The sequence below is a fragment of the Achromobacter veterisilvae genome, from assembly GCF_037619525.1.
Taxonomy (GTDB): domain Bacteria; phylum Pseudomonadota; class Gammaproteobacteria; order Burkholderiales; family Burkholderiaceae_B; genus Achromobacter; species Achromobacter veterisilvae.
The window spans coordinates 2,904,442-2,918,769 of sequence record NZ_CP148753.1 but is presented as its reverse complement, the minus strand read 5'-3'; the positions used below and the strand labels follow the sequence as shown (position 1 = coordinate 2,918,769).

The window sequence follows — 14,328 nt, the reverse complement described above, 5'->3', positions numbered from 1 at the left end:
CCTGCCGCATGAACGAAAGACTCGACGCCATCGACCGGCAACTGCTCAGCCTGCTGCAAGCCAATGCGCGCGAACCGGCGGCCATCCTGGCGCGCAAGCTCGGGCTGGCCCGCACCACCGTGGTGGCGCGCATCGCGCGGCTCGAACGCGAGCACGTCGTGGCCGGCTACGGCGTGCGACTGGGGCGCCTGCTGGAAGAAGCCGCGGTGCGCGCCTATTGCTTCATCAGCGTGCTGCCCAAGACGCCGGCCGCCGTGATCCGCGAACTGGAGAAAATGCCGGAGGTCGAGGAAGTGTCGTCCGTCAGCGGCCCCTACGACTACCTGATCTTCCTGCGGTGCGAAACCCACGAACAGCTTGACGGACTGCTGGACCGCATCGGCCTCATCGACGGCGTCAAGCAGACCCAGACTTCCATCGTCCTCAGCCGCAAGCTCGACCGCCGCAGCGCCGTCGGCGCGCCGTGAAATGATGGTGTAATGGTGCCTATCGCGATTCCAGGACCCTCCATGCTTGCTCGTCTTGCCCCCGCCGCCGCCCTGCTCACTCTTCTGGCCGCCTGTTCCAGCATGAGCGAGGTCACATCCGTCGGCAAGGACACCTACAGCGTCACCTACAGTTCCGGCACCCAGTTGCTGACCTGGGTCGAGATCAAGAACCAGACGCTGCAGCGCGCCGAGCAGTACTGCCAGTCCACCGGGCGCAAGCTGCAGAAGCCGAAGATCACCTCCAATCACGCGACCGGCCTGGGCTCCAAGCGCGCCACCGTCACCTTCGAATGCGGCGTCATCGAACCGCCGAAGGACGCCAAGCAGTAACGCCGGCCCCGCCGCGGGCGCGCCCGCGAACGGGTGTAGCATTATCGGCATCGCAACCCCGCCCCCAATCACCGTGAACAGCTCCCTGCCCGTGGGAATCACCATGGGCGATGCCGCCGGCATCGGCCCCGAAATCGTCGTCAAGGCATGCGCGCAAGGCCTGAACGCGCCTTGCGTGGTGTACGGCGACGCCGGCGCGCTGCGCCGCGCCGCGGCCCAGTTGGGCGCGCGGCTGACGGTCGCCGAGATTTCCGGCGTGGGCCAGGCCAGCGGCGATGCGGGCCATATCGACGTCATCGCCTGCGGCCCCGCCCTGCCCGCCGACCTGCCCCTGGGACAGGTCAGCGCGGCCGCCGGACGCGGCGCCTACGATTACGTTTGCGCGGCCATCGACGATGCGCAGGCCGGCCGCATCCGCGCGATCGTCACCGCCCCGCTGAACAAGAAATCCATGCACGCCGCCGGAATCGACTACCCCGGCCATACCGAGATCCTGGCGGAACGCTCGGCCACGCGCGACTTCGCGATGATGCTCGCCAACGACGAACTGCGCGTGCTGCTGGTGACCATCCACGTCGCGCTGGCCGACGTGATCGCGCGCATCACCCCGGAAGCGGAACTGACGGCCATGCGACTGGCCGACAGGGCCTGCCGGCAAATGGGCATCGCGCATCCCCGGATCGCGGTGGCGGGCCTGAACCCGCATGCCGGCGAAGGGGGAAAGTTCGGCCGCGAGGACATCGACATCATCGAACCCGCGATCGCCGCCGCCCGCGCGCAGGGCATCGACGCCAGCGGCCCCTGGCCCGGCGACACGATCTTCATGCGCGCCCGGCGCGGCGAGTTCGACATCGTGGTGGCGCAATACCACGACCAGGGCCTCATCCCGGTGAAGTACCTGGGCCTGGACCATGGCGTCAACGTGACGGTGGGGCTGCCCTTCGTCCGCACCAGCGTGGACCACGGCACGGCCTTCGACATCGCCGGCAAGGGCCTGGCCGACCACGCCTCGCTCGTGGCGGCGTTCGACCTCGCGCTGGCGATGACCCCCTGAACGCGGCGCGCGCCGCGTCCGCATCGGCACAATCCGCAACCGCCGCCGCGCGGGGCGACACCCGCCTGTCAGGAAGCCCGCCCCGCCCGGGTCTACAATACGCCCCGTTTCCGGCGCCTCGCGGCGCTTTCCGTCCGTCCCCCGATCCTCCATGTCACGTCTCGCCAGCCTTCTTCCCGACCGCTTCACCCTCTACCTGATCTGCACCGTCATCCTCGCCAGCATCGTGCCCGCCCACGGGCAAGGCGTGGTCGTGTTCGGCTGGATCACCAATATCGCGGTCGGCCTGCTGTTTTTCCTGCATGGGGCGCGGCTGTCCCGCGAAGCGATCATCGCCGGCCTGACGCACTGGAAGCTGCACCTGACGATATTCTCGGCGACCTTCCTGATGTTTCCCCTGCTGGGCCTCGCGCTCAAGCCCCTGCTGGAACCGCTGGTCACGCCCGAGCTCTACCTGGGCATCCTGTTCCTGTGCTGCCTGCCCGCCACCGTGCAGTCGGCCATCGCCTTCACCTCGATGGCCCGCGGGAACGTGCCGGCCGCCGTATGCAGCGCCTCGGCCTCCAGCCTGCTGGGCATCTTCCTGACGCCCCTGCTGGTGGGCACCGTGGTGGCCAACGCGGGCAGCGCGCCGATCTCGTTCGACGCCGTCGGCAAGATCATGCTGCAGTTGCTGCTGCCTTTCGTGCTGGGCCAGTTCGCGCGCCGCTGGATCGGGGCCTGGGTCCACAAGCGCAAGGCCATGCTGAAATTCGTCGACCAGGGCTCCATCCTGCTGGTGGTCTACACGGCGTTCTCCGAGGCGATCAACGAAGGCCTGTGGAGCGCCACGCCGATCCCCGCCCTGCTCGGGCTGCTCGTGTGCTGCGCCGCGATCCTGGCCCTGGCGCTGGGCCTGTCTGCCCTGGCCGGCAAGGCGCTGGGCTTCAATGTCGAAGACCGCATCACGCTGCTGTTCTGCGGCTCGAAGAAAAGCCTGGCCAGCGGGATCCCGATGGCGCAGGTGCTGTTCGCCGGCCACGCCGTGGGCGCGATCGTGCTGCCGCTGATGCTGTTCCACCAGATCCAGTTGATGGTCTGCGGCGTGCTGGCCGCGCGCTTCGGCAAGCGGCCGGACATTGACGGCTGAAATGTGGGTGGGTGTCTGCGGGCCTGGGTGTCAGACACCCGGGGAGGCCTGCTTCAATCCGTAAGCGCGTCTCGTACGGGTGTCAGACACCTGACTGGTGTCTGACACCTGGGTCAGTACATGTCCCGCGGCTGCGCGCCGGAGAAGTTCAGGAAGCGCGTGCTGGATCCCTGGAAGGTCAGGCGCACGCTGCCGATGGGACCGTTACGTTGCTTGCCGATGATGATCTCGGCGGTGCCCTTGTCCGGCGAATCGGGGTTGTAGACCTCGTCGCGGTAAATGAAGAGAATCACGTCCGCGTCCTGTTCGATGGCGCCGGATTCGCGCAGGTCGCTCATCACGGGACGTTTGTTGGGGCGCTGTTCCAGGCTGCGGTTCAACTGCGACAGCGCGATCAGCGGGCAGTTGAGTTCCTTGGCCAGGCCCTTGAGCGAACGGCTGATTTCCGACACTTCGGTAGCCCGGTTCTCGCCCGAACCATTGCCCGACATGAGCTGCAGGTAGTCGATGATGATCAGGCCGAGCTGGCCGCACTGGCGCGCCAGGCGGCGCGCGCGGGCGCGCACTTCCATCGGGCTGAGCGCGGGGGATTCGTCGATGTAGACCTGCGCGTCCTGCATCAATTGCACAGCATGGGTCACGCGCGGCCAGTCCTCGGCGATCAGCTTGCCAGTGCGCATGCGGTGCTGGTCCAGCAGGCCGACCGAACCCAGCATGCGCATGGCGAGCTGCACGGCGCCCATTTCCATGGAGAACACCGCCACGGGCAGGCCTTCTTCGATGGCGACGTGCTCGCCGATGTTCATGGAGAACGAGGTCTTGCCCATGGACGGGCGGCCGGCCACGATGATCAGGTCCCCGCCCTGCATGCCCGAGGTCATCTTGTCCAGGTCGGTGAAGCCGGTGGGCACGCCCGTCACGTCGGAGGTGCTCTCGCGGTGGTATAGCTCGTCGATGCGTTCCACGACCTGCGTCAGCAGCGGCTGGATCTCCTGGAAGCCGGCGGCGCCGCGCGCGCCTTCCTGGGCGATCTGGAACACCTTGGACTCGGCTTCGTCCAGCAACTGGCGCGCCTCCTTGCCCTGCGGATTCATGGCGGCGGAGGAGATCTCGTCGGCGATGGACACCAGCTTGCGCAGCATCGCGCGCTCGCGCACGATCTCGCCGTAGCGGCGGATGTTGGCCGCCGACGGCGTGTTGTGGGCCAGCGCGTTCAGGTAGGCCAGGCCGCCGGCGTCCTCGGCCTTGCCGGCGCTGACCAGCGATTCATGGACGGTGATGACGTCGGCCGGGCGCGCCAGCCCGATCAGCCTGGCGATGTGATGCCAGATCAGCCGGTGGTCATGGCGGTAGAAGTCCTCTTCGACCAGCACGTCGGCGATGCGGTCCCACGCCGCGTTGTCGAGCATCAGCCCGCCCAGCACCGACTGCTCCGCTTCGATGGAATGGGGAGGAACGCGCAGGTATTCGAGCTGGGAGTCGGCGGGTGTGTTCATGGCTTCAATAGTAACGGCTGCAGAATATCCGAGACCCGGAAGAATCCCTGGATATCGCGGGAAGGCAGGCGGCCCAGCACGGCGCGCAAGGGGGCGGCGGTGCCGCAAAGCAGGCGCGCCAGGCGCGTCAGGCGGGCCTTGACCTCGGGATCGGGGTTGTGCTCGAAATAGACGTCGAGGGCCAGTGTACCCAAGGTCCGGGCAGTGTCGTCCGGCAATTTGCGCAAAGACGCCAGCGAAGACAGCATCTGGAACAGATCGTAGGCCTGGGCAAGCGGGCGCGACAGGGTCGAACCGATATTCTCTTCGAAATCGATGCGCCACAGTTCGCCGTCGCGCAGTGTGACGTTGCGTATCTGCGCGCCGCCATGCCACATGCCGCGGGCATGGAAGGCGGCCAGGTCGGCCGCGGCCGCCCGGGCCAGCCACAGCCTGGAGGTCGTCTCTTCGTTGCGGATCAGGTCGGCCAGGTCCTCGCCCACGTATTCCAGCACGAGCAGGCCCTGTTCCTGCCACCATACTTCGGGGACGCGGCAGCCCGCCTTCAGCAGTTGCCCGAGCCGCAGGGACTCGTGCGCAAGGCCGTTGCGCAGCAGCAAGCCGGGCCGCGGGAATTCCCCCAGGAACAGCTTGCAGCCCACCCCCAGGAACAGGGCGCGCGTGTAGCGCATGACGTAGCTGATGCCGCGGCCGATGCTGGGGCGCCGCCGCTTGATGATGCAGCGCACGCCGTCTATCGTTACGTCCCGCACCGAGGGTTCACGCGACGCGTCCACGCTGTCGAGCCAGGCTCGCAGGCCGGGAGGGGCGTTGTGATGAACGGGTGGCTGGGTCAAGGGGTCCTCTGGGAAAACGCCGCGCCTGATGCTAGGCAGGAAACTAGGCAAAAAAAAGCCGGCGCGCGGGCCGGCTTTTTTTCACTGCCGGTACCGGCTTAGGACAGTTCGCCTTCGACCAGAACCGTGACGTCGACCAGGACGTCGGCGTGCAGGGCAACCTGGATCGGGAACTCGCCGACCGACTTCAGTTGGCCGTTGGGCAGGCGCACTTGCGCCTTTTCGACGGCTTCGAAACCGGCCTTCTTCAGACCTTCGGCGATGTCGGCGTTGGTGACCGAGCCGAACAGACGGCCGTCGACGCCGGCCTTCTGGACGACCTTCAACTGGAAGCCGGACAGGCGCTCGCCCAGGGCTTGGGCAGCGGCCAGCTTTTCAGCCTGGGCCTTTTCCAGTTCGGCGCGGCGGGCTTCGAATTCCTTCATGGCGGCGTCGGTTGCGCGACGGGCCTTCTTCTGGGGAATCAGGAAGTTGCGGGCGTAGCCATCGCGCACGCGGACGACTTCGCCGAGGTTGCCCAGGTTGACGACTTTTTCGAGCAGAATAACTTGCATTTCAATGCCCCGGATTAGTTGTGGTTATCGGTGTAAGGCAACAGGGCCAGGAAGCGCGCGCGCTTGATGGCCGTGTCCAGTTGGCGCTGGTAGATTGCCTTGGTGCCGGTCAGGCGAGCCGGGATGATCTTGCCGTTTTCTTGCACGAAGTCGCGCAGGGTGTCCAGATCCTTGTAGTCGATCTCTTCCACGCCGGCGGCGGTGAAGCGGCAGAACTTGCGACGCTTGAAGAGCGGGTTCTGCTGCGTGAATTTGCGTTTTTCTTTGCGTTTTCCGAAGAAAGCCATGATATGTGCCTCTTTGTTTGAGGGGGCCGGTTTTTACCCGAATCGGGTCCGAATCCCCATAACCTATCCGTATTCAGAAGGCGCTCATCGCGCCTCTTGCTCATTCCCTTCAGGCCACCTGCGGATCGCGTCCCGCACTGCCGCCGATCTTGCGCGCCTGCTGCAAATGCAGCTTGACCTTCACCGAGTCCTTGCGCGCGGGAGCCAGAAACCCCTGCACCAGCAATTCGGACCCCAAAGCGGTGTTCTTCAACAGCAGCGCCAGATCGCCCAACGCCACGGCCGTGATCGTCAATTCGACGCGGCGCGGAAGGCCGGCTTCAATGACTTCGGACTCGTGGGCCAGCAGCATTTCCAGCGCTGGCAGTCCGGCGGGAGTGTGGCGCAAAGGCTCGCATTCGAGAACGCGGGCGCTGAGTTCCAGCTTGTTCATCCTGCCAGGCACCAAGGTGACCACATGGGAAGAGCTCTGCGTGAGCCCTGCTTACTCGGCCTGAGCCGCGGCCGCTTCCGCCGAAGCCTTGCGGGCTTCTTCGCGCTCGACCGACTTCATCATGATCGAGGGCGTGGTCTGGGCCTTCTTGGTCTTGATGACCAGGTGGCGCAGAACGGCGTCGTTGTAGCGGAACGAGTGTTCCAGCTCATCCAGCGTGGCTTGGCCGCACTCGATGTTCAGGCAGACGTAGTGAGCCTTGACGAGCTTCTGGATCGGGTAGGCCAGTTGGCGGCGACCCCAGTCTTCCAGGCGGTGAACCGAGCCGCCTTGGCCCGTGACCAGCGCTTGGTAACGCTCGACCATGGCGGGCACTTGCTCGCTTTGGTCGGGGTGAACGATAAACACTACTTCGTAGTGACGCATGAGTAAAACTCCTTGAGGATGTCTCGCCGGCCTGGCGTCTTGCACCCGCGCTTTCCATCACGGATGTCGTGGCTTGCACGCAAGACGTCGGCCCGCAAGGGGCAGCCCGCTACCCAAAAACCATGGGCGGTCGAGCAAGAAAGCTCTCGATTATCACCGATTGGGCCGCCAGGCGCAAGCCGACTACCCGTCAGGAAATAAGGGACGCGTTATTTCGCGCGCCCTGCCCCGCCGCCTGAGGCGTATCGGCAACATCGATTTCCCGGGGCCGGTTGACCACGCTGACCATCACGTAGCTGATGATCATGAGCAGGAACCACGAGCCCAGCTTGGCGGCGGACACCCATTCCCAGCCGCCGGACTGGTTTGGGTAGCGCCAGGCGTTGGCGAAAGTCCCGATGTTCTCGGCGAACCAGATGAACAGGGCCACCAGCGTGAACCCCAGCAGCAGGGGCATGCGGCGGTAGTCGCGCCAGATCCGGAAGTACACCCAGGTGCGGGCGAACAGGACGGCGGTCAGCGCGAAGAGGATGAGCCTGAAGTCCGCGATGAAATGGTGCGCGAAGAAATTCAGGTAGATCAGCACCGACAGCAGCACCGTGGCCGCCAGCGGCGGATGCGCCCGGAAGCGGAAGTCGAACAGGCGCCAGACCCGCGCCAGGTAGCTGCCCACCGCCGCGTACATGAAGCCCGTGAACAGCGGCACGCCGCCGACGCGCAGCACGCTGGCCTCGGGATAGATCCAGGAGCCGGCCGCCGTCTTGAACAGTTCCATCCCCGTGCCCACGACGTGGAACATCAGGATCACGCGGGCTTCGCTCCAGGTTTCCATGCGCAGCGCCAGCAGCGCCGCCTGGATGCCCAGCGCCGCCAGGGTCAGGAAATCGTAGCGGGCCAGGAAGGCGTCCTTCGGATACCACCAGTGGGTGCCCAGCAGCAGCGCGCACATCAGGCCGCCGAACAGGCAGGCCCAGGCCTGCTTCACGCCGAAGCGGAAGAACTCGTAGAGCGCGACGCCGAAACGGCCGCGGCCGGCCAGATTGCCGGCCAGCCGCGATTCCCAACCCTGCAGTCCGGCGATGAGCGGCCAGTCGTTGGCCGCCGGATGGCGCACGGGAGGCTCAGCCTTCCACGACGGCGTAGGCCGAGTGGTTGTGGATCGATTCGAAGTTCTCGGCTTCCACGCGATAGCGGGCGATGCCGGGGTGCGCGTTCAGGCGGGCCGCCACGTCGCGCACCAGGTCCTCGACGAACTTGGGATTGTCGTAGGCGCGTTCGGTGACGTACTTTTCGTCGGGGCGCTTCAGCAGGCCCCACAGTTCGCACGACCCTTCCTCTTCGATCAGGCGGATGACGCTGTCCATGCCGATGTCGCCGTTCAGGATGGCGGACACGGTGACGTGCGAGCGCTGGTTGTGCGCGCCGTACTCGGAAATGGCCTTCGAGCACGGACAGAGACTGGTGACGGGCACCTGCACGATCAGTTCGAATTCCACTGCGTCGCCCTGGGCGCGGGCGATCCACTGGACTTCATAGTCCAGCAGGCTCTGCACGCCGGAGATCGGGGCGGACTTGTTGATGAAATACGGGAACGCCGCGGTGATGTCGCCGCGCTCGGCGTGCAGCAGCGGCAGCATGTCGGCCGCCATGGCGCGGAACAGGGCCGGCGTCATGGGCGTGCTGCGGTACTTTTCCAGCAGGGCCACGAAGCGGGACATATGCGTCCCTTTTTCTTCGGGGGGCAGCGCCACCGTCAGCGTCCAGTTGGCCACGGTGCCCTGGGGCGAACCGTCGCCGCTTTCAACCAGCATGGGGTGGCGCACGCCACGGATGCCCACCCGCTGAATCGGGATGTGCCGGGTGTCCGCCGAACTCTGGACGTCGGGCATCACGATGGCGGGGTCGATCGGAGAATTCATTTCGGCTTACCTGTCTAGGCGTTCAATCGTGCATACGCACGCGCCCAGGAATCTAGAGAAGGGGGCCATTATCGCCCATACGCCGGCAATCGCCAGGGAAAACCCTTTTCCGCGTAGGTTGGCGGGGCCGGAACAGTGTGTTGCATCCATGGGGCCCAGGCCGCCGGGCCTGGGCCCCATGGAGCTTCAGCCCGGCAGATCGGCGTAGCGGGCGCGGATCGAGCGCTCGATGCCGGCGGCATCCAGGCCGATGCCGGCCAGCAGGGCCGATTGCTCGCCATGGTCGATGAACTCGTCGGGCAGGCCCAGTTGCAGCACCGGAATCTGCACGCCCGCGGCGCTCAGCGTCTCCAGCACCGCGCTGCCCGCCCCGCCCATGATGGACGCGTCTTCCAGCGTGACCAGCGCATCGTGCCGGGCGGCCAGGTCCAGGATCAGTTCGCGGTCGATCGGCTTGGCGAAACGCATGTCGGCCACGGTCGCGTCCAGCTTTTCGGCGGCGACCAGCGCGGCCTGGACCAGGGTGCCGAAGCCCAGGATGGCGATCCGCGCGCCTTCGCGGCGCACCACGCCCCGGCCGAGTTCGACGGTTTCCAGGCCGGGCGCTTCCGCGGCGCCGCAGCCCGCGCCGCGGGGATAGCGCACCGACGCGGGGCCGGGATGCTGATAACAGGTCGACAGCAGCAGGCGGGTTTCGTTTTCGTCCGACGGCGTGGCCACCACCATATTGGGCACGCAGCGCAGGAAGGCGATGTCGTAGTTGCCGGCGTGCGTGGCGCCGTCCGCGCCCACGATGCCGGCGCGGTCCAGCGCGAACGTGACGTCCAGGTTCTGCAGCGCCACGTCGTGGATGAACTGGTCGTAGCCGCGCTGCAGGAAGGTGGAGTAGATCGCGACCACGGGCTTCTGGCCTTCGCAGGCGACGCCGGCGGCGAACGTCACGGCGTGCTGTTCGGCGATGCCCACGTCGAAGTACCGCTGCGGGAAGCGCTGCTCGAACTCCACCAGCCCGCTGCCCTCGCGCATGGCGGGCGTGATGGCGACCAGGCGCGGGTCCTGCTCGGCCATGTCGCACAGCCACTTGCCGAACACCTGGGTGAACGTGCGCTTGCCCGGCGCCTTGGACTGCTGGATGCCGACCGCGGGATCGAACTTGCCCGGGCCGTGGTACAGGACCGGATCCGCCTCGGCCAGTTTGTAGCCCTGCCCTTTCCGCGTCACCACGTGCAGGAATTGCAGGCCCTGCAGGGCCTTCAGGTTCTGCAGGGTCGGCACCAGGGCGTCCAGGTCGTGCCCGTCGATGGGGCCGACGTAGTTGAAGCCGAATTCCTCGAACAGCGTGGCCGGCGTGACCATGCCCTTGGCGTGCTCTTCGAAGCGGCGCGCCAGTTCCAGCACCGGCGGCACGTGCTGCAGCACCGCGCGGCCGACGTTCTTGGCCGCCGCGTAGAAGCGGCCCGACATCAGGCGGGCCAGATAGCGGTTCAGCGCCCCCACCGGCGGCGAGATCGACATGTCGTTGTCGTTCAGGATCACCAGCAGGTTGATGTTGGGTGTGACGCCCGCGTTGTTCATGGCCTCGAACGCCATGCCGGCGGACATCGCGCCGTCGCCGATGACGGCGATGTGCTGGCGCTGCGCGCCGGCGTTGCGCGACGCGACCGCCATGCCCAGCGCGGCCGAGATGGACGTGGACGAGTGCGCCGTGCCGAAGGCGTCGTACTCGGATTCGCTGCGCTTCGGAAAGCCCGAAATGCCGCCCTGCTGCCGCAGTTGGGCCATGCCGGCGCGGCGGCCGGTCAGGATCTTGTGGGGGTAGGACTGGTGGCCCACGTCCCAGACGATGCGGTCGTGGGGGGTGTCGAATACCTGGTGCAGGGCCAGCGTGAGCTCGACGGTGCCCAGGTTGGACGACAGGTGCCCGCCCGTTTTGGATACCGATTCCAGCACGAAGCCTCGCAGCTCGTCCGCAAGCTTCTTGAGCTCGCGGCGATCCAGGCGCTTGAGGTCTGCCGGGGATTGAATGCGGTCCAATAAATCTGTCGTCATGCTTTTATTTGGTTCGTTGTCCCGGCCTGCATCCAGCCCGGGCTTGTCTCGGCTCAGCGGTCCCGCAGGACGATGAAGTCGGCCAGTTGGGCCAGGCGCGATCCCGCCTCGCCCAGCGGCGCCAACGCGGCCAGCGCGTCCTCGCGCAATTCTTCGGCAAACGCCCGCGCCTCGGCAAGGCCCAGGAGCGATACGTAGGTGGGCTTGTTCTCCGCCGCGTCCTTGCCTGGCGTCTTGCCCAGGCTGGCGCTGTCGGCGGTCACGTCGAGGATGTCGTCCACGACCTGGAACGCCAGGCCCACGGCCTGCGCGTAGGCGTCCAGCGCCTGGCGCGCGGCCGAGCTGGCGCCCGCCACGATTCCGCCCAGGGCCACGCTGCACGCGAGCATGGCGCCCGTCTTCATGCTGTGCATGGTCTGCAGTTCGTCGCGCGACAGCGCGCGGCCGACGCTGAACAGATCGATGGCCTGCCCGCCCGCCATGCCCTGGCTGCCGGCGGCGCGCGCCAGCGACTGGGTCGCCTGCACGATCAGCGCGGGCGCGATCGGCATGGAAGCCAGCAGGTCGAAGGCCAGCGGCTGCAGCGCGTCGCCCGCCAGCATGGCGGTGGCTTCGTCGAACTGCACGTGGGCCGTGGGCCGGCCGCGGCGCAGCGTATCGTCATCCATGCACGGCAGGTCGTCGTGCACCAGCGAATAGGCGTGGATCAGTTCCACCGCCGCGGCGGCGCGGTCCAGCGAGGCCTCGACGGCCAGGACGCTGCCGCTGACGGGGCAGGCCTGCCCGGCCGCATAGACCAGCGCGGCCCGCACCCGCTTGCCCCCGCCGAGAACGGCGTACCGCATGGCTTCGTGCAGGCGGGCGGGCAGCGCGTCCGCGGGAGGCAGGAGATCGTCCAGGACGTCTTCGACGCGCCGCACGCGGCCCTGCAGCCATTCCGGGAAGGCGAGTTGGATTTGCTTCATCGGGTTTTTATTCGTCATCCAGCGCCGCCGGATCCAGCGGGCGCAGCAAGTCGCCCTCAAGGACCTTCACCTGCTGCTCGGCCTGCGCCAGGCGATCCTGGCAGACCCGGGTGAGCGCCACGCCGCGCCGGTAGGCGGCCAGCGATTGCTCGAGCGGCAACGATCCGTCTTCCATGGCCGCGACCAGCGATTCGAGCTCGGCCAGCGCCGTTTCGAAATCCTGGGGCAAGGGACGGTCGTCGACCTGCGGGTCGGCTTGAGAGGGTTTGGCCAAACGGATCTCCGAGGACGCTAGGGGTGGATCAATCCGTGAATTGTACGAGATACCCAGGCCCTGTCCCGATGCCCCGCGCGACTCAGGCGGACGCCCCCGCGAGCCCCGCGATCGCCGCCCGCAGCAAAGGCGCCACGCGCCCCCGCAGCTCCGCCTCGGGCAGCAGGCCGGCGGGCCCTCCGCAGCTCATGACGAAGACGCCTTCGCCCGTGACGGACGAGAACGGCACCGCGGCGGCATTGATCCCCGACTGCCACTCGCCGATGGCGAAGCAGCAGCCCGACTCCCGCAATTCCGCGCGGGCGCGTTCGATGGCCGCGGCCGCGGGCGCTGCTTCGCCCAGGCGGGCCAATGCGTCGTCGCACGCCGGGACCGGCAGGCTGGCCAGGTAGGCCCGGCCCATGGCGCTGTCCAGGCTGGCGCGGTAGCCCACCGGCAGGCGCAGGTAGAGGGCGGAGGATCCGTGGATGGCCTCGACATAGGTCATGGCGTCTCCGTCGAAGGCGCCCAGCGCGACCGCGCCGCCCGTGCCGCGGGCGAGTTCCGTCATCGACGCCTTGGCGAGTTCGCGCACTTCCAGCCCGGCCAGCAGGCCGAACCCCAGCGCCAGGACCCCGTAGCCGGGCGAATACTTGCCCGTATCGGGGTGATAGCGCAGATAACCCAGTTCGGTCAGCGTGTAGGTGATGCGGCTGATGGTGGGCTTGGGCAGGCCGGTCAGGCGCGCCAGGTCCAGGTTGCCCAGCGCGGTCACGCCATGGCGGAAGCAGCGCAGCACGTCCAGGCCGCGCGCCAGCGCCGTAATGAAGTCCGGCGAACTGGCGCCCTCTCCGCCCGCGGCGCGCTTGCGGCGCGCGGGCAGGCTCAGTTCGACCTTGCCGTCCGGCTTGGCGGCGGGATGGACGATGCGCTTGCCGTCAGAAAAAGATTGCATTTCTATTCGCTTCGTTTTTATAGTTTATTTCGAATAACAAAATTAAATTTCATTTATCGGAATTTAAAACATCCTAGGTGAACTGGCAAGCGCAACGACCCCGCCCCGGCGGCAACGCGCGAGGCCAGGCCCGACGATCCACTCCTGTATGCGACATCAAGGGGAAAAAACATGATACGCACGAGCTTCAAACTGCTGGCCACCCTGGTTCTCGGCGCCGCGGCGCTGGGCGCCCAGGCCGACACCTATCCTTCCCGCCCGATCAAGGTCGTCTCGCCCTTCCCGGCCGGCGGCGCCACCGACGTGCTGACGCGGATCCTGGCCGAGCGCATGGCCAAGACGCTGGGCCAGCCCATGATCGTCGAGAACAAGGCGGGCGCCGGCACCTCCATCGGCGCGGCGTTCGTCTCGCGCGAAGCGCCGGACGGCTACACCATCCTGATGGCCACCAACTCCACGCTGGTCACGAACCGCTACCTGTACAAGGAACTGCCCTACGACCCGGACGGCTTCGCCCGGATCGGCATGGTGGGCGTGGGGCCGCTGGTCCTGCTGTCCAGCCCCAAGCGGCCGTTCAACAGCACCCAGGACCTGGTGGCCTACGCCAAGCAGAACCCCGGCAAGCTGACCTTCGCCACGTTCGGCCCCGGCACCTCGTCCCACCTGGCCGGGGAACTCTTCAAGGAGCGCGCCGGCATCGACATCCTGCACGTGCCCTTCAAGGGCGCGACCCAGGCGCTGCCCGCGCTCATCAGCGGCGACGTGGACCTGTTCTTCGACATGGTGGCCACCGGCATGCCGCAGGCCGACGCGGGCAAGGTCAAGGTGTTCGCCATCACCAGCCCCTCGCGCCTGGCCACGCAGCCCAAGCTGGAAACGCTGTCCGAACAGGGCTACCCCTCGTTCGACATGACCGCCTGGTTCAGCTTCGTGGCGCCCAAGGGCACGCCCGCCCCGGCGATGGAAAAGCTGCAGCAGGCGCTGGCCGAAACGCTCCAGGACGAAGCGGTGAAGAAGCGCATGCTGGACATGGGCATCGACCCGCGGTCCGGCACGCCGGCCGAACTGGACAAGCAGATCCAGACCGAACAGCCCATCGTTTCGCAACTGATCAAGCAGGCCAACATCGTCCTGCAGTGACGGGTTGTTAACAG

Annotated in this window: 17 protein-coding genes; 5 read left to right on the top strand and 12 right to left on the bottom strand. The window is 67.0% G+C overall.

Translation table 11 applies throughout. The features are described from left to right. Nucleotides 1–8 precede the first annotated feature (8 nt). From WHX56_RS13450 to WHX56_RS13435, 4 genes are all read left to right on the top strand, one after another. Nucleotides 9–467, top strand: coding sequence for an Lrp/AsnC family transcriptional regulator (locus WHX56_RS13450; RefSeq protein ID WP_129242725.1), 459 nt, complete (start codon nucleotides 9–11; stop codon nucleotides 465–467). A gap of 42 nt (nucleotides 468–509) precedes the next feature. Beyond that, entirely contained in the window at nucleotides 510–818 is a 309-nt protein-coding gene (locus tag WHX56_RS13445) for a hypothetical protein (protein ID WP_129242723.1), read from the top strand. Nucleotides 819–891: 73 nt separating this feature from the next. Beyond that, entirely contained in the window at nucleotides 892–1,872 is a 981-nt protein-coding gene (pdxA, locus tag WHX56_RS13440) for a 4-hydroxythreonine-4-phosphate dehydrogenase PdxA (RefSeq protein ID WP_338881456.1), read from the top strand. A 151-nt stretch (nucleotides 1,873–2,023) separates the two neighbouring features. Beyond that, nucleotides 2,024–3,001 carry a bile acid:sodium symporter family protein gene (locus tag WHX56_RS13435; protein ID WP_338881455.1) on the top strand — a complete coding sequence of 326 codons (978 nt, stop codon included), beginning with the start codon at nucleotides 2,024–2,026 and terminating at the stop codon, nucleotides 2,999–3,001. Between the two features lie 113 nt (nucleotides 3,002–3,114). On the opposite strand, the gene WHX56_RS13430 is transcribed toward WHX56_RS13435, so the two are convergent. From WHX56_RS13430 to WHX56_RS13375, 12 genes are all read right to left on the bottom strand, one after another. Next, nucleotides 3,115–4,497, bottom strand: a complete 1,383-nt coding sequence (locus tag WHX56_RS13430; protein ID WP_129242716.1) for a replicative DNA helicase — start codon at nucleotides 4,495–4,497, stop codon at nucleotides 3,115–3,117. Continuing rightward, the gene (locus WHX56_RS13425; RefSeq protein ID WP_338881453.1) at nucleotides 4,494–5,333 is read right to left on the bottom strand and encodes a hypothetical protein; all 840 of its coding nucleotides are present in this window, start codon (nucleotides 5,331–5,333) and stop codon (nucleotides 4,494–4,496) included. Before WHX56_RS13425 ends, WHX56_RS13430 begins: the two co-directional genes overlap by 4 nt. Nucleotides 5,334–5,431: 98 nt before the next feature. Next, complete coding sequence (gene rplI, locus WHX56_RS13420; protein WP_129242712.1) at nucleotides 5,432–5,887, bottom strand: 50S ribosomal protein L9; 456 nt, start codon at nucleotides 5,885–5,887, stop codon at nucleotides 5,432–5,434. Nucleotides 5,888–5,901: 14 nt separating this feature from the next. Then, nucleotides 5,902–6,174 carry a 30S ribosomal protein S18 gene (gene rpsR, locus WHX56_RS13415; protein WP_006218308.1) on the bottom strand — a complete coding sequence of 91 codons (273 nt, stop codon included), beginning with the start codon at nucleotides 6,172–6,174 and terminating at the stop codon, nucleotides 5,902–5,904. A gap of 109 nt (nucleotides 6,175–6,283) precedes the next feature. After that, nucleotides 6,284–6,607, bottom strand: coding sequence for a primosomal replication protein N (priB, locus tag WHX56_RS13410; protein ID WP_129242711.1), 324 nt, complete (start codon nucleotides 6,605–6,607; stop codon nucleotides 6,284–6,286). 51 nt (nucleotides 6,608–6,658) lie between these two features. Beyond that, nucleotides 6,659–7,033 (bottom strand): 30S ribosomal protein S6, encoded by a 375-nt coding sequence (gene rpsF, locus WHX56_RS13405; RefSeq protein ID WP_129242709.1) that lies wholly within the window; start codon nucleotides 7,031–7,033, stop codon nucleotides 6,659–6,661. Nucleotides 7,034–7,223: 190 nt separating this feature from the next. After that, nucleotides 7,224–8,147 carry a DUF817 domain-containing protein gene (locus tag WHX56_RS13400; RefSeq protein ID WP_287754532.1) on the bottom strand — a complete coding sequence of 308 codons (924 nt, stop codon included), beginning with the start codon at nucleotides 8,145–8,147 and terminating at the stop codon, nucleotides 7,224–7,226. Between the two features lie 7 nt (nucleotides 8,148–8,154). Further along, nucleotides 8,155–8,952, bottom strand: coding sequence for a GTP cyclohydrolase FolE2 (folE2, locus tag WHX56_RS13395; protein ID WP_129242705.1), 798 nt, complete (start codon nucleotides 8,950–8,952; stop codon nucleotides 8,155–8,157). 186 nt (nucleotides 8,953–9,138) lie between these two features. Then, nucleotides 9,139–11,001 carry a 1-deoxy-D-xylulose-5-phosphate synthase gene (dxs, locus tag WHX56_RS13390; RefSeq protein WP_287754530.1) on the bottom strand — a complete coding sequence of 621 codons (1,863 nt, stop codon included), beginning with the start codon at nucleotides 10,999–11,001 and terminating at the stop codon, nucleotides 9,139–9,141. A gap of 53 nt (nucleotides 11,002–11,054) precedes the next feature. Next, nucleotides 11,055–11,966: a polyprenyl synthetase family protein gene (locus WHX56_RS13385; RefSeq protein ID WP_129242701.1), complete on the bottom strand. Its 912-nt coding sequence runs from the start codon at nucleotides 11,964–11,966 to the stop codon at nucleotides 11,055–11,057. A 7-nt stretch (nucleotides 11,967–11,973) separates the two neighbouring features. Then, a complete protein-coding gene (locus tag WHX56_RS13380; protein WP_129242699.1) occupies nucleotides 11,974–12,240 on the bottom strand; it encodes an exodeoxyribonuclease VII small subunit in 267 nt (88 codons plus the stop codon). Between the two features lie 82 nt (nucleotides 12,241–12,322). Then, complete coding sequence (locus tag WHX56_RS13375; protein WP_129242697.1) at nucleotides 12,323–13,174, bottom strand: IclR family transcriptional regulator; 852 nt, start codon at nucleotides 13,172–13,174, stop codon at nucleotides 12,323–12,325. Nucleotides 13,175–13,345: 171 nt separating this feature from the next. On the opposite strand from WHX56_RS13375, the gene WHX56_RS13370 reads away from it, so the two are divergent. After that, nucleotides 13,346–14,314, top strand: a complete 969-nt coding sequence (locus WHX56_RS13370) for a Bug family tripartite tricarboxylate transporter substrate binding protein (RefSeq protein ID WP_287754529.1) — start codon at nucleotides 13,346–13,348, stop codon at nucleotides 14,312–14,314. The last annotated feature ends 14 nt before the right edge of the window (nucleotides 14,315–14,328 follow it).